This is a genomic window from Bacillus cereus group sp. BfR-BA-01310, assembly GCF_022664325.1.
GTDB classification, from domain to species: domain Bacteria; phylum Bacillota; class Bacilli; order Bacillales; family Bacillaceae_G; genus Bacillus_A; species Bacillus_A paramycoides.
The window spans coordinates 346,982-361,847 of the sequence record NZ_JAKUHD010000001.1; the positions used below are offsets into that span (position 1 = coordinate 346,982).

The window sequence follows — 14,866 nt, forward strand, 5'->3', positions numbered from 1 at the left end:
ACGAGCTTTATTTCATTATAAACTTCATCTTATTTTACAAGAAAAACTTACGGATGTCATTCCATGTTACAACTAACATAAGCAACATTAATAATGCAAAACCAATAAAGTGAACCATTCCTTCTTTTTGACGATCAATCGGTTTGCCTCTTAACGCTTCAATTAAGAAGAAGAACAAACGTCCACCGTCTAAAGCTGGGACTGGTAATAAATTAAATAAACCAAGGTTAATACTTAAAACTGCTGCTAAACTTAGTACACGCGTAAATCCATACTCTACAACTTGATCTGTTAGATTATAAATTCCTACTGGACCTGACAACTCATTAATAGAAAATTGACCCGTTACTAATTTCACAAGAGAATCAAAAATTAGTTTCGTCCATTGGTACGTTTGCTCAAATCCTGATTTAATAGAACCCATCACTGTTTTCTCTACAGGAGAGTAAACACCAATTCTACCAACTTCTTCTTTTCCTTCTTTATCAACCGTTGGTGTTACTTTTACATTAAATTGCTCACTATCACGCTTTACTTGTAACGTAATTTCTTTATTTGGGTTTTCACGAACAATTGATACAACATCTTTCCATGTACTAGTGTTCTTCCCATTAATCGCTTGAATTGTATCATTTTCTTTTAATCCAGCTTGTTCTGCAGCACTATTCTCCATTACTTTTCCGACCATCGGTTTGTCAACAGGAACTCCTTGTACAAATCCTAGAATCACAAAAATAACAAATGCTAGAATAAAGTTCATTGCAGGACCTGCAAAAATTGTTAGAGCACGTTGGCCCAACTTTTTAGAGCCAAATTGTCTATTATACGGAGCGATTTGGATTTCTTCTCCCGCAGAAATGATACGAGCTTTTTCATTCACTCGGAATGTTTGCTGCTCTTCCTCGTACTCTTCATATCCCGAAATTGTAAGATTGTGTTCTAAATCAGCTTGTTCGACTTCAATGACACGAACATTTGGATATTTTTCATGTCCGTCAAAAACTAATTTCACAACTTCGTCTTTTTCATTTAATACAAGGCCAACCTTTTTCCCGGGCTTTAACTCAACTGTATCCGCATCCTCGCCAGCCATTCTTACATAGCCACCAAGGGGCAGTAATCGAATCGTATACACCGTTTCATTCTTCTCAAATGAGAATATTTTCGGACCAAAACCAATCGCAAACTCGCGGCACAAAATACCTGCTCTTTTTGCGAAATATAGATGCCCTAGCTCATGGAAAAATACGAGTGCACCGAAAATTAATATAAAGGCAATCGCTGTATTCAATTCCATAACCACCTTTGCTAAATTTGTTCCATCACAAACCGTCTTGTGGCTGCATCAATTTCCTGAATTTCCTCTAAGCTCGGACGCGCAATGACATTGTGATGGTGCATTGCTTTTTCAATGAGGTCTTCAACCGTTAAGAAACCAATTCTCTTTTGTAAAAAAGCTTCAACAGCTACTTCATTTGCCGCATTCATTACAGCTGGCATACTTCCACCTGTTTTTCCAGCTTCATACGCGAAACGTAGACAACGGAAACGTTCTTGATTCATTTTCTCAAAATGCAATGTTCCCATTTCCCATAAATTTAACTGTTTCGTGTCTGAAAGAGGTAATCTATCGGGATATGTAAGCGCGTATTGAATTGGTACTCGCATATCAGGTGAGCCAAGCTGCGCCATTACACTACGATCTTCAAATTCAACCATAGAATGAATAATACTTTCTTTATGTAGAACAACATCGATTTGCTCATAAGGGATACCAAAAAGCCAGTGTGCTTCAATTACTTCTAGCCCCTTATTCATCATTGTAGCAGAATCAATTGTAATTTTCGAACCCATTGACCAGTTTGGATGACGAAGCGCATCTTCTACGGTCACATGATGCAATTCATCTCTCGTTTTATCACGAAAACTTCCGCCTGAAGCAGTGATAATTAGTCGAGAGATCCTTTTTTCATTTTCACCATTCAAGCATTGAAAAATAGCTGAATGTTCACTATCTACCGGAAGTAACGACACGTTATGTTTTCGTGCTGCTTCCATTACAAGATGCCCTGCAGTTACTAAAGTTTCTTTGTTTGCAATTCCAATTGTTTTTTTTGCCTCAATTGCGCGGAGTGTCGGTAACAACCCTACGCTACCTACTACAGCATTCACTACAATTTCTGTATCTGGGTGTAACGCTACTTCTAATAAGCCTTCGCTACCATATACGACTTTTGTATTACCAGAAACAGCTTGTAATTTTAAAACATCTTCCTCTCTTTGCACAGAGACAATTTGCGGAGAAAATTCTTGAATTACCTTTACTGCGTAGTCAACATTTTTCCCTACAGAAAAAGCAACGAGACGGAATTGGTCTGGGTGCGAGCGTAACACATCTAATGTTTGTGTACCGATTGATCCGCTTGCACCTAATAAACTAATGTTTTTCATGACTCCAACCCCTCGTTCATTTATTAATTATATTGTAATAAGAAGTATAGAATTGGTAACACAAATAACCAACTATCTGTTCGATCTAATATACCACCATGCCCAGGTAAAATTGTACCTGAATCCTTTACACCATAATGGCGTTTAAATGCAGATTGCACTAAATCACCAATTTGTCCAAAAATAGAAATGATAATCGTCAGAACGATTAAAACTCCTATATTCGCTTCAACTGGGAAGAACATGTTGTAAACAAGTGCAACAACAATTCCACAAACAATACCGCCTAATGAACCTTCAATCGTTTTATTCGGACTAATTTCTGGCCACAATTTTCTTTTTCCAAATGCTTTTCCTATGAAATATGCACCTGAATCAGTTGCCCAAATGACAAATAGTGCACAGAACACATATTTGATTCCCAATATTCTCGTTTCATTTAAATATAAGAATCCCATTCCAACATATGTCGTTGCCATAAGTAAAAATGAAGCATTGTCAAAAGTAAATGTATTCTTAGAAAGGACTGTATATGATAAAAGTAATAAAACAATCACAAATGTGATTTCTAATTTACCTAATCCAATCCATGTAAACAGCTCTGATGCACTACTTGGAATTAAAATAACCCACAATAATACTGCAGCTAAAACTGTCGGTACCGAAATAAGCGTAAGCTTGTTCATACGAATTAATTCATATAAACCTATAGAAGCAAGTGCATACACTAAAACTGTAAAAGGCACACCACCGTAAATTACGATGGGAATGAATAGCGCGGCAGCAATCACTCCAGTAATAATTCTCTGTTTCACTACCAAACCCTCTCTTTCTACACGCCTCCGAATCTGCGCCCTCTATGCTGAAAGTCTGTAATCGCATTTAGCAAATGTTCCTCGGTAAAATCTGGCCAATACACATCTGTAAACCAAAATTCTGAATAAGCAATTTGCCATAACATGAAATTACTAATACGTAGTTCTCCGCTTGTACGGATTAACAACTCTGGATCAGGTAAAGAACTCGTCATTAAGTAAGAAGAAATTATTTCTTCATTTATTTCTTCAGTACGAATTTTTCCTTCCTCACTATCTTTCATCATATGTTGCACAGCAGAAACGATTTCATCTCGACTTCCATAGTTTAACGCGAAATTAAGAATTAATCCCGTATTCTCTTTCGTATCTTCCATGGCTTTTTCCATCGCTCTGCGCGTATGCGTAGGGAGACGATCTTTTTGCCCTATTACTCGGACTTGTACGTTTTCTTCAATCAATTCTGGTAAAAATGTACCTAGAAATTCTTCTGGAAGTTTCATCAAATAATCAACTTCCTTTTTCGGTCTTTTCCAGTTCTCAGTCGAAAAAGCATAAAGAGTTAATACTTTCACACCAAGTTTACTTGCAAATTTTGTAATTTTCTTCACAACTTGCATGCCTTCATGATGTCCAGCAATGCGAGGCATCGCTCTTCTCTTCGCCCATCTTCCATTACCATCCATAATAATAGCAATATGTTCTGGGATATATCCTTTTTTCACTTCTTCAATGAGATGATCAAACGATGTGACCTTTTTAGCTTTAAAAAAAGGAAACTTTTTAAACATCATTCATACCCTCCAACAAGCAGACGTATGCCTAAAAGTGTAAAAAGACCCCCTTAAGAAGAGGGTCATATTTGCGAAGTTATCGCTATTACACTTCCATGATTTCTTTTTCTTTGTTTTTTGCGATTTCGTCAACTTTTGCAATATATTTATCTGTTTCTTTTTGGATATCTTCAGTATATCCTCTTAAATCGTCTTCTGTAATTTCGCCAGCTTTTTCAAGCTTCTTAAGATCGTCATTACCATCACGACGTACGTTACGAACAGCAACTTTTGCTTCTTCAGCATATTTTTTCACAACTTTTACAAGATCACGACGACGCTCTTCTGTTAATGCAGGGAATGCAATACGAATTACAGTTCCATCATTAGAAGGGTTTAAGCCTAAATCTGCTTTTAAAATTGCTTTTTCAATATCACCGATAGAAGTTTTATCATAAGGTTGAATTACAAGTAAACGCGCTTCTGGAACTGTAATGTTCGCTAATTGCACAACTGGTGTTGGTGCACCATAGTAATCAACTTGTACCTTATCTAATACAGACGAGCTTGCACGACCAGCGCGAACTGTTGCTAATTCACGAGAATAAGCAGCAACTGCTTTTTCCATTTTTTCATTTGAAGACTTCAATACTTGTTGTCCCATATTTATTTCCCCCTTACAACTGTTCCAATATTTTCGCCTAAAACGGCACGTTTAATATTACCTTTTTCCATAACCGAGAATACAATTAATGGAATATCATTATCCATACATAAAGAAGAAGCTGTAGAATCCATTACACCTAAACCTTCTTTTAATACATCTAAGTAAGTAAGTGTTTCGTATTTCGTAGCTGTTGGGTCAATAGATGGATCTGCACTATATACGCCATCTACATTGTTTTTCGCCATTAAAATAACGTCCGCTTCGATTTCCGCTGCACGTAATGCTGCTGTTGTATCTGTAGAGAAGTATGGGTTACCAGTACCTGCTGCAAAGATAACAACACGTTTTTTCTCTAAGTGACGGATTGCTTTACGACGAATGTAAGGCTCTGCCACTTGACGCATCTCAATTGAAGTTTGTACGCGAGTTTGAATTCCAATGTTCTCCAAGCTATCTTGAAGAGCTAATGAATTCATAACTGTTGCTAACATGCCCATGTAATCTGCTCCTGCACGATCCATGCCCATTTCACTTCCAATTTTCCCACGCCAAATGTTACCGCCACCAACAACAACAGCAACCTCTACATCAAGTTCTGCAATTTCTTTCACTTGTTCCGCAACTGACTTAATAACAGCCGGGTTAATTCCAAATCCTTGCTCGCCAGCTAAAGCTTCTCCGCTCAGCTTTAAAACGACACGATTATATTTCGGTGTACTCATAATGAACCTCCAATTGCTTACATCTTTATTTTAAAAAAGGGAACACAATGTGTTCCCTAATCTGTATTAGTTGTTACCTTTTACTTGGTTCATTACTTCTTCAGCAAAGTTGTCTTCGCGTTTTTCGATACCTTCACCAACAGCGTAGCGAACGAATCCTTTTAATGTTCCGCCTTTAGACTCAACGAATTGACGAACTTTCATATCAGGGTTTTTAACGAATGCTTGGTCAAGTAAGCAAATCTCTTCAAAGAATTTGCCAAGACGGCCTTCTACCATTTTTGCAACGATTTTTTCAGGCTTGCCTTCGTTTAAAGCTTGTTGTGTTAATACTTGACGCTCATGCTCAACTTCTTCAGCTGTTACAGCATCGCGGTCGATGTATTTAGGGTTAACTGCTGCAATGTGCATTGCTACATCTTTAGCAGCTGCTTCGTCAGTAGAACCTTCAAGAACTGTTAATACACCAATGCGTCCACCCATGTGTAGGTAAGCACCGAATGCATCTGCATCAGTTTTTGATACGATTTCGAAACGACGAAGTGTAAGTTTTTCACCAATTTTAGCGATTGCTTCATTGATGTGCTCTTCTACTGTTTTGCCACCTTCAATTGTTTGAGCCATAGCTTCTTCAACGTTAGCTGGTTTGTTAGCTAATAAGTGAGCAGCTAATTCTTTAATTAAAGCTTGGAAACCTTCGTTTTTCGCAACGAAGTCAGTTTCAGAGTTTAATTCTAAGATTAAACCGTCGTTACCGTTTGTTTCGATGAAAGTTAAACCTTCAGCAGCGATGCGGTCTGCTTTTTTAGCAGCTTTCGCAATACCTTTTTCACGTAAGAAGTCAATTGCTTTCTCCATGTCGCCGTTAGTTTCTGTTAAAGCTTTTTTGCAGTCCATCATACCTGCGCCAGTTTTTTCACGAAGTTCTTTTACCATTTGTGCAGTGATTGCCATATTTTTCATCCTCCTAAAATATGTATTTATACCTTTTATAAAGGTGTTTATACCTTAAAAAAGGTGATAAAAGGCCGAACCCCTTATCACCTTTCCAAATTTGTTACGCAGTAACAGTTTCTTCACCTTGTTTTGCTTCAAGGATCGCGTCTGCCATTTTAGATGTAAGAAGTTTTACAGCACGAATTGCATCATCGTTTGCTGGGATAACGTGATCGATTTCGTCTGGATCACAGTTTGTATCAACGATACCGATGATTGGAATGTGTAATTTGCGTGCTTCAGCAACTGCAATACGCTCTTTACGAGGGTCTACTACGAATAATGCACTTGGAAGACCTTTCATATCTTTAATACCGCCTAAGAATTTCTCAAGACGCTCTAACTCTTTTTTAAGTTGAACAACTTCTTTCTTAGGAAGTACTTCGAAAGTACCATCTTCTTGCATTCTTTCGATGTCTTTAAGACGCTTGATACGCTTTTGGATTGTTTGGAAGTTTGTTAAAGTTCCACCTAACCAACGTTGGTTAACGAAGTACATACCAGCACGAGTTGCTTCTTCTTTAATAGCTTCTTGTGCTTGTTTTTTAGTACCTACGAATAAAATGTCTCCACCTTCAGCAGCGATGTCACGCATCGTTCTGTAAGCTTCCTCAACTTTTTTCACAGTTTTTTGTAAGTCGATGATGTAGATACCGTTACGCTCTGTGAAAATGTAACGCTTCATTTTTGGGTTCCAACGACGAGTTTGATGTCCGAAATGAACACCAGCTTCAAGCAATTGCTTCATAGAAATTACTGACATAATTTAGTTCCTCCTAAATGGTTTTTGATATCCTCCGTTTACTTCATCTCTAAGCGAAACTACGAACGTAGCACCAACACTTAAATCAGTAAACGTGTGTACTTTGTACTGACACCACTGCTTACTATATCATACTGAAATATTACAATCAAGTCGAAAATGCGAACAATGTAAAACTTTCTTTTTTTCACGCTCAAATTCTAGTATTACCAACCTTCAATTCCTTTAAGCAAGGAATTGAAGGTTAATTAATAGTTTTCTAATGAACGTTGTCATGACGCCTTACGTAAGCAAAATCATTCTCTTAAAAAACAAAAAACTCTCCTCAACCGAGGAGAGTTTTTTTATAAATTAGTTTGTTTTTAATTTAGCAAGTTCCTGTAGAAACTTGTCGTTTAGCACTTTAATGTATGTTCCTTTCATACCTAAAGAGCGAGACTCAATAACACCAGCACTTTCTAATTTACGTAGTGCATTTACGATTACAGAACGAGTAATTCCTACGCGATCAGCAATTTTACTTGCAACAAGTAAACCTTCTGTTCCATTTAATTCTTCGAAGATATGCTCGATTGCTTCTAACTCACTGTAAGATAATGAGCTAATCGCCATTTGAACAACAGCTTTACTACGTGCTTCCTCTTCGATTTCTTCTGCTTTTTCACGTAAGATTTCCATACCTACAACAGTTGAGCTGTATTCAGCAAGAATCAAATCATCGTCTAAGAACTCTTGACCCAGACGAGCTAAGACTAGTGTACCTAGGCGCTCACCGCCACCAACGATTGGTACGATTGTAGTTAAACCTTGACCGAATAATTCTCTATTTTCTACTGGGAATGCTGTGTAAGCACTGTTCACATCTAAGTTAGAAGATGTTTCTGTAATGTTGAATAAGCTTTGTGTGTACTCTTCTGGGAATTGACGCTCTGCAAGCATTTGCTTCATGCGTTCGTTCTCGATTTGTTGGTGAATCGCATATCCTAATAATTTACCGCGACGACTTACAACGAACACGTTCGCTTCAATTACTTCACACATTGTGTCAGACATCTCTCTAAAGTTTACAGGCTTTCCTGCTGCGCTCTGTAATAACGCATTTAATTTTCTCGTTTTTGCTAATAATTCCATTTCAAAAGTTCCTCCTACATGTTACTTACATATTTTTTCATCACTTGGAAACTAGGGCGAGTCACCTGATGACACTATTACAAAATAAACTGGCTCACATCTTTATTTTTAGCAATTGTCGCTAATTTTTCCTCAACATATTGAGGTGTTATCGTTATTTTCTCTAACGTAATTTCAGATGCTTCAAACGATAAATCTTCAAGGAGCTTCTCCATAATAGTATGGAGTCTTCTCGCTCCAATATTATCTGTATCCTGATTAACTTGATAAGCAATCTCAGCAATCTTACGAATAGCTTCGTCTGAAAATTCAATTTCTATACCTTCAGTCGCTAATAATGCCATATATTGTTTAATTAACGCATTGTCAGGTTCGATTAATATTTTAACAAAATCATCTACTGATAATTTTGTTAACTCTACTCGAATCGGAAATCTCCCTTGCAATTCCGGAATTAAATCCGACGGTTTAGACATATGGAACGCTCCAGCTGCAACAAATAAAATATAATCCGTTTTTACTGATCCGTATTTTGTTGCAACATTCGATCCTTCTACAATCGGTAAAATGTCACGTTGCACACCTTCACGCGATACATCTACGCTATTCGACTGCTTACCAGCAATTTTGTCAATTTCATCGATAAAAATAATCCCGAGCTGTTCAGCACGATAAACAGCCTCTTGTGTAACTTCATCCATATCAATTAAGCGCTGTGCCTCTTCATTTGTCAAGAGTTTTCTTGCTTCTTTTACAGAAAGTTTACGTTTTTTCGTTTTTTTCGGCATGATACTTCCTAGTGCATCTTGGAAATTCATTCCCATTTGCTCCATGCCAGTTCCTTGCAACATATCAAACATAGAAGACTGTTGTTCCGTCACTTCGATCGATACCACTTCATCTTCAAGAAGGCCTGCCGCAAGCTTTCTTTCCACATCTTGACGTTTCTTTTCGATTTCAACATCTTCCTGTGCATCAGATGTTTGGTTTGAATTTTGAGTACCACCAAAAAGCATTTCTAATGGATTTTTAAATCCAGATTGTTTCTCCGGACTCGGCACTAAAATTTCAACAAGACGTTGATTCGCTTGCTCTTCCGCTTTATCTTGAACTTTAACTACCATTTCCTCTTTCACGATACGAACGGATGTTTCAACAAGATCGCGGACCATCGACTCTACATCTCGACCCACATATCCAACTTCTGTAAATTTCGTCGCTTCAACCTTAATAAAAGGTGCTCCAACGAGTTTCGCCATTCGCCGTGCTACCTCTGTTTTACCAACACCTGTCGGTCCAATCATTAAAATGTTTTTAGGTGCAATTTCATCACGTAAATTTTCAGCTAATTTACTGCGACGGTATCGATTTCGTAGAGCTACAGCAACCGCTTTCTTTGCATCTTTTTGACCGATGATGTATTGATCTAATTTTTCCACAATTTGACGCGGAGTAAAATGTAAATGCATATAAAATGCCTCCCTTACGATTCTACAATTCTTCAACAATTATGTTGTGATTCGTATAAACACAAATATCGCCTGCAATTTCTAAACTGGCATTCGCAATTTGTTTCGCTGTTAAATGTTCACTTGCATGTTGCTTTAAAGCACGACCAGCAGCAAGTGCATAATGTCCACCTGAACCAATTGCTAAAATACCATCATCTGGTTCAATTACTTCTCCTGTACCTGAAACAAGGAGCATCGTTGTTTTATCCATTACAATGAGCATTGCTTCTAGCTGACGTAACATTTTATCACCACGCCATTGTTTCGCCATCTCAACTGCAGCGCGCTGCAAGTTGCCATTATACTCTTCTAATTTTCCTTCAAACATTTCAAAAAGAGTAAATGCATCAGCAACTGAGCCTGCAAAACCAGCTAAAACTTTCCCTTGGAAAAGTTTGCGAACTTTGCGAGCTGTATGTTTCATTACAACAGCATTCCCCATCGTTACCTGACCATCTCCAGCCATTGCACATTCTCCATTATGATGAACTGCAAATATCGTTGTAGCGTGGAAATTTCCCATAGAAAAAACTCCTTTATATGTTTTTATAGCTTTAAAAGCAATTTATGCCCGCGGGTGATGCTTCATGTACACAGAACGCAATCTTTCTTTAGAGACATGCGTATAAATTTGTGTCGTCGACAAATTCTCATGACCTAATAGCTCCTGCACAGTACGTAAATCCGCTCCTTCATCCAACATATGTGTAGCAAATGTATGCCTTAACATATGGGGATTTATCCGCATTGTAAGTGAAGCCTTCTTAATGAGTTCGTTCAAAACATAACGTACACCCTGATCTGTTAACGGCTTACCTTTCGCATTTAAAAATACCATATGAGATTGTTCTTCAGTCTTTTGAGCTAACTGTTTTCTCCCGTTCTCTATATAAGTAATTAAAGCATCTTGTGCATAGCTTCCGAACGGAATATATCTTTGTTTTTTCCCTTTTCCCATCACTAAAATTGTTCCCACTGCAAAGTCAATGTCGGTAAGTTGCAAATTAACGCATTCGCTTACACGAATCCCAGTTGCATACATCAACTCTAATAAAGCTTGATTCCTTTGACCTAATGGCGTCTCTGTATCAGAAACTTCAAACAATTCCTCTAACTCTTCAGCATATAAAAACTTTGGGATTGACAATTCTTTCTTGGGGAGTGACGCAAGTGCAAACGGATTATCTTTTTGATAACCTTCACGCATCAAAAAACGATATAAACTTCTTAAGCTTGATACTTTCCTTGCGACAGATTTACGGGCTAACTTTTCATCGTGCAACGTCGTCAAGTATAAACGAACATCCGCGTATGTAACATCTAAAAAAGAGGATATGCCTTCTCGCTCCATAAATTGCACAAAATGTTCTAAATCATTTTGATAACTTGCAATTGTATATTTTGAATAATTTCTTTCAATTTGTAAATATCCAACGAATAATTGTAACAATTTCTTCACATTCACATCCATATAACTCACCTCAATAAAGGCTACTAAATCGTATCACAACTTAGTAGCCTTTGCAAGAAATTTAATTAAATATTTACAAAATTTTGAATTGTTTCTAAAGCGCGTGTAGCATATGCTTCATTTCGCTCTTGTTTCTTTTTAATTTTCTTCTCTAACGGTGCAAATAAACCGAAGTTTGCATTCATTGGCTGGAAGTTTTTCGCATTTGTCGCAGTAATATAATTTGCCATACTTCCCATTGCAGTTACAGGTGGTAATACAACTGGCTCTTCACCTTGTACAAGTCGAGCAGCGTTAATACCCGCTAATAATCCTGATGCTGCTGATTCAACATAACCCTCTACCCCAGTCATTTGACCAGCGAAGAATAAATCATTACGTTGTTTATATTGATATGTTGGACGAAGCAAATTAGGCGAATTAATAAACGTATTACGATGCATTACACCATAACGTACAATCTCTGCGTTTTCTAGTCCTGGAATTAGCTGTAACACTTCTTTTTGTGGCCCCCACTTTAAATGTGTTTGGAAGCCTACAATATTGTATAATGTTCCTGCTGCATCATCTTGACGTAACTGAACAACCGCATATGGTGTTTTCCCTGTTTTCGGATCTTCTAACCCAACAGGCTTCATCGGTCCAAATACTAACGTCTGTCTTCCTCTACTTGCCATAACTTCTACTGGCATACAACCTTCAAAGAAAATTTCTTTTTCAAATTCTTTTAAAGGCACTGTCTCAGCAGCAATTAAAGCCTCATAAAAGCGATCGAACTCTTCTTCTGTCATTGGACAGTTTAAATATGCCGCTTCACCTTTATCATAACGAGATTTTAAATATACTTTATTCATATCAATGCTGTCCTTCTCAACGATTGGCGCTGCAGCATCATAGAAATAAAAATAATCTTCACCTGTTAGTTTTTTTAATTGTGCAGAAAGATTTGGAGACGTAAGTGGACCTGTCGCAATAACAGTTGGTCCCTCTGGAATTTCAGTGATTTCCTCATTCATTACAGTTACGTTCGGATGATTTTTCACATATTCAGTCACTTTCGCCGCGAATTCATGACGGTCTACAGCTAAAGCACCTCCTGCTGGTACAGAGCACTCATCAGCTGCACGAATAATGACAGAATCCATTAGGCGCATTTCTTCTTTAATAACACCAACAGCATTTGTTAATGTGTTTGCGCGTAGTGAGTTACTACATACTAATTCAGCAAATTTATCTGTGTGATGAGCTGGTGTTTGTCGCACTGGTCTCATTTCATATAATTTTACTTGGACACCACGTTTTGCAATTTGATAAGCTGCTTCGCTTCCTGCAAGACCTGCGCCAATAACGTTTACTACTTGTGTTGTCATATATATCACCTTTCCTTTTCTTCCCGAAAAAAATGTGAGCAGTTACGCTCACATTTGTTGTTCTTCTTCATAATCACACGAAATACATTGTACTTGCACGCCTTTTTTCAACTTTTTCTCTACGAGCATACCTTCACACTTCGGACATTTACGACCAATCGGCTTATCCCAAGATACAAAGTCACATTCTGGATACGTACCGCATCCGTAGAAAAGACGTTTCTTTTTATTACTACGGCGTTCAATAATTTGTCCTTTATCACACTTCGGACAAGTAACACCGATTTCTTTTACAATCGGTTTTGTATTACGACATTCCGGGAAATTTGAACAAGCCATAAACTTCCCATATTTACCCATTTTAAAGACCATCGGGTGACTACATAATTCACAGTCTTCCCCAGCTGGTTCATCTTTAATTTCCACTTCACGCATTTCTTTTTCCGCTTTTTCTAAGCGCGGTTCAAATCCTACGTAGAAATCATCAACAATTTTCACCCAATTCGCATTTCCTTCTTCTACTTCATCAAGGCTTTGCTCCATATTGGCAGTAAATTCAATGTTAATAATCTCTGGGAAAAACTCTAAAATAAGTTCGATTACTATTCCACCAAGCTCAGTCGGAACGAAGCGTTTATTATCTAAAGCAACGTATCCACGTTTTTGGATTGTTTCAAGTGTCGGTACATAAGTAGACGGTCTCCCAATTCCAAGCTCTTCAAGTGTCCTTACTAGACGAGCCTCTGTATAACGCGGCGGAGGCTGTGTGTAATGTTGCTTCGGTTCTATATCTTTTGAAAATACAGTTTCACCTACTTCTAACGGTGGCAACATCTTATCCTTTTCTTCCGCACCATCATCTTTCGACTCTACGTACACTTTCATAAATCCTGGGAACTTTACAACTGATCCACTTGCACGGAACTGAACATTGTTATTAATGAGTCTCGCTGTAACAGTATCCATTATAGCAGATGCCATTTGACTTGCAACAAATCGCTCCCAAATCAGTTTATACAAACGGAGTTGATCACGACTTAAGAAACTTTTTAGTTCCTCTGGCTTTCTCATTACCGAAGTAGGACGAATCGCCTCATGCGCATCTTGTGCTTTCGACTTTTTCGTTTCTTTCTTCTTCTCTGTTCCTATGTATTCCGCACCAAACGCCTCAGTAATGTAATTACGAGCCTCTGTTTGAGCTGTTTCTGAGATACGTGTTGAATCGGTTCTCATATACGTAATAAGACCTACAGTCCCTTGTTTTCCAAGATCTATCCCTTCATACAGTTGCTGTGCAAGCATCATTGTTTTCTTTGCTCGCATATTTAATTTACGCGCTGCCTCTTGTTGTAAGGAAGATGTTGTAAACGGTAATGCAGGGTTACGCTTTCGCTCTTTTCGCGTTACATTTTCAACCGAAAACGCATTGTCTTTCATCTTTTCGATTATTTCGTTCACTTGTGCTTCGTTCGTTAATTGAACTTTTTCACCATCTACACCGTAAAAGCTTGCTTCAAATGTGTCTTTCCCTTTCACAAATTCTGTTTTAATTGTCCAGAATTCTTCAGGTTCAAAGCTTTGAATTTCTCTTTCACGTTCGATAATTAAACGAACTGCTACAGATTGTACGCGTCCTGCACTTAATCCTTTTTTTACTTTCTTCCATAATAAAGGACTAATATTGTAGCCAACAAGACGATCGAGTATACGCCTTGCCTGTTGTGCATCTACTAAATCCATATTAATTGCACGAGGGTATTTAAATGATTCTTTTATTGCATCTTTTGTAATCTCATTAAATACAACTCGGCAATCTGATTCAACGTCCACATTTAACGTATTTGCTAAATGCCAAGCAATTGCTTCTCCTTCACGATCCGGATCGGCCGCGAGATAGACTTTCTTTGCTTTTTTTGCCGCTGATTTTAAATCTTTTAAAACGGGACCCTTACCACGAATGGTAATATACTTCGGGGTGAAGTTATTCTTTACTTCTATCCCCATTTGGCTTTTAGGTAAATCGCGGACATGTCCCATGGACGCGACGACTTTGTATTTTTTCCCTAAATATTTTTCAATGGTCTTCGCCTTAGAAGGCGACTCCACGATTACGAGGTAATCTGACATGCTAGTGCCTCCTTAAGAGGTGGATTCAAGTCTTCATCAATCTTATTGATTTCTCTTGTTTTTGTCAAT

At 37.9% G+C, this 14,866-nt stretch carries 14 protein-coding genes; all 14 read right to left on the reverse strand.

Going from position 1 to position 14,866, the window contains the following annotated elements:
* Positions 1 to 34: 34 nt before the first annotated feature.
* Positions 35 to 1,291, reverse strand: coding sequence for an RIP metalloprotease RseP (gene rseP, locus MR109_RS01730; RefSeq protein WP_002173089.1), 1,257 nt, complete (start codon positions 1,289 to 1,291; stop codon positions 35 to 37).
* A 17-nt stretch (positions 1,292 to 1,308) separates the two neighbouring features.
* Positions 1,309 to 2,451: a 1-deoxy-D-xylulose-5-phosphate reductoisomerase gene (gene dxr / locus MR109_RS01735; protein ID WP_002173090.1), complete on the reverse strand. Its 1,143-nt coding sequence runs from the start codon at positions 2,449 to 2,451 to the stop codon at positions 1,309 to 1,311.
* Positions 2,452 to 2,474: 23 nt separating this feature from the next.
* Complete coding sequence (gene cdsA / locus MR109_RS01740; RefSeq protein WP_002173091.1) at positions 2,475 to 3,266, reverse strand: phosphatidate cytidylyltransferase; 792 nt, start codon at positions 3,264 to 3,266, stop codon at positions 2,475 to 2,477.
* 17 nt (positions 3,267 to 3,283) lie between these two features.
* Positions 3,284 to 4,060 carry an isoprenyl transferase gene (gene uppS, locus MR109_RS01745; protein WP_002173092.1) on the reverse strand — a complete coding sequence of 259 codons (777 nt, stop codon included), beginning with the start codon at positions 4,058 to 4,060 and terminating at the stop codon, positions 3,284 to 3,286.
* Positions 4,061 to 4,145: 85 nt separating this feature from the next.
* The gene (gene frr, locus MR109_RS01750) at positions 4,146 to 4,703 is read right to left on the reverse strand and encodes a ribosome recycling factor (RefSeq protein WP_000531505.1); all 558 of its coding nucleotides are present in this window, start codon (positions 4,701 to 4,703) and stop codon (positions 4,146 to 4,148) included.
* A gap of 2 nt (positions 4,704 to 4,705) precedes the next feature.
* On the reverse strand, positions 4,706 to 5,428 hold the full coding sequence (gene pyrH, locus MR109_RS01755; protein ID WP_002173093.1) for a UMP kinase: 723 nt from the start codon (positions 5,426 to 5,428) through the stop codon (positions 4,706 to 4,708).
* Positions 5,429 to 5,494: 66 nt separating this feature from the next.
* Positions 5,495 to 6,382 carry a translation elongation factor Ts gene (gene tsf, locus MR109_RS01760; protein ID WP_001018579.1) on the reverse strand — a complete coding sequence of 296 codons (888 nt, stop codon included), beginning with the start codon at positions 6,380 to 6,382 and terminating at the stop codon, positions 5,495 to 5,497.
* 103 nt (positions 6,383 to 6,485) lie between these two features.
* Entirely contained in the window at positions 6,486 to 7,187 is a 702-nt protein-coding gene (rpsB, locus tag MR109_RS01765; protein ID WP_000111485.1) for a 30S ribosomal protein S2, read from the reverse strand.
* 351 nt (positions 7,188 to 7,538) lie between these two features.
* On the reverse strand, positions 7,539 to 8,318 hold the full coding sequence (gene codY, locus MR109_RS01770; RefSeq protein ID WP_000421290.1) for a GTP-sensing pleiotropic transcriptional regulator CodY: 780 nt from the start codon (positions 8,316 to 8,318) through the stop codon (positions 7,539 to 7,541).
* 77 nt (positions 8,319 to 8,395) lie between these two features.
* The gene (hslU, locus tag MR109_RS01775; protein ID WP_002173094.1) at positions 8,396 to 9,787 is read right to left on the reverse strand and encodes an ATP-dependent protease ATPase subunit HslU; all 1,392 of its coding nucleotides are present in this window, start codon (positions 9,785 to 9,787) and stop codon (positions 8,396 to 8,398) included.
* A gap of 22 nt (positions 9,788 to 9,809) precedes the next feature.
* Positions 9,810 to 10,352 carry an ATP-dependent protease proteolytic subunit HslV gene (gene hslV / locus MR109_RS01780; RefSeq protein ID WP_002173095.1) on the reverse strand — a complete coding sequence of 181 codons (543 nt, stop codon included), beginning with the start codon at positions 10,350 to 10,352 and terminating at the stop codon, positions 9,810 to 9,812.
* 42 nt (positions 10,353 to 10,394) lie between these two features.
* Positions 10,395 to 11,294: a tyrosine recombinase XerC gene (gene xerC, locus MR109_RS01785; protein WP_082147959.1), complete on the reverse strand. Its 900-nt coding sequence runs from the start codon at positions 11,292 to 11,294 to the stop codon at positions 10,395 to 10,397.
* 71 nt (positions 11,295 to 11,365) lie between these two features.
* Positions 11,366 to 12,670, reverse strand: a complete 1,305-nt coding sequence (trmFO, locus tag MR109_RS01790; protein WP_242270746.1) for an FADH(2)-oxidizing methylenetetrahydrofolate--tRNA-(uracil(54)-C(5))-methyltransferase TrmFO — start codon at positions 12,668 to 12,670, stop codon at positions 11,366 to 11,368.
* A 48-nt stretch (positions 12,671 to 12,718) separates the two neighbouring features.
* Positions 12,719 to 14,797 (reverse strand): type I DNA topoisomerase, encoded by a 2,079-nt coding sequence (gene topA / locus MR109_RS01795; RefSeq protein WP_002173098.1) that lies wholly within the window; start codon positions 14,795 to 14,797, stop codon positions 12,719 to 12,721.
* Positions 14,798 to 14,866 lie beyond the last annotated feature (69 nt).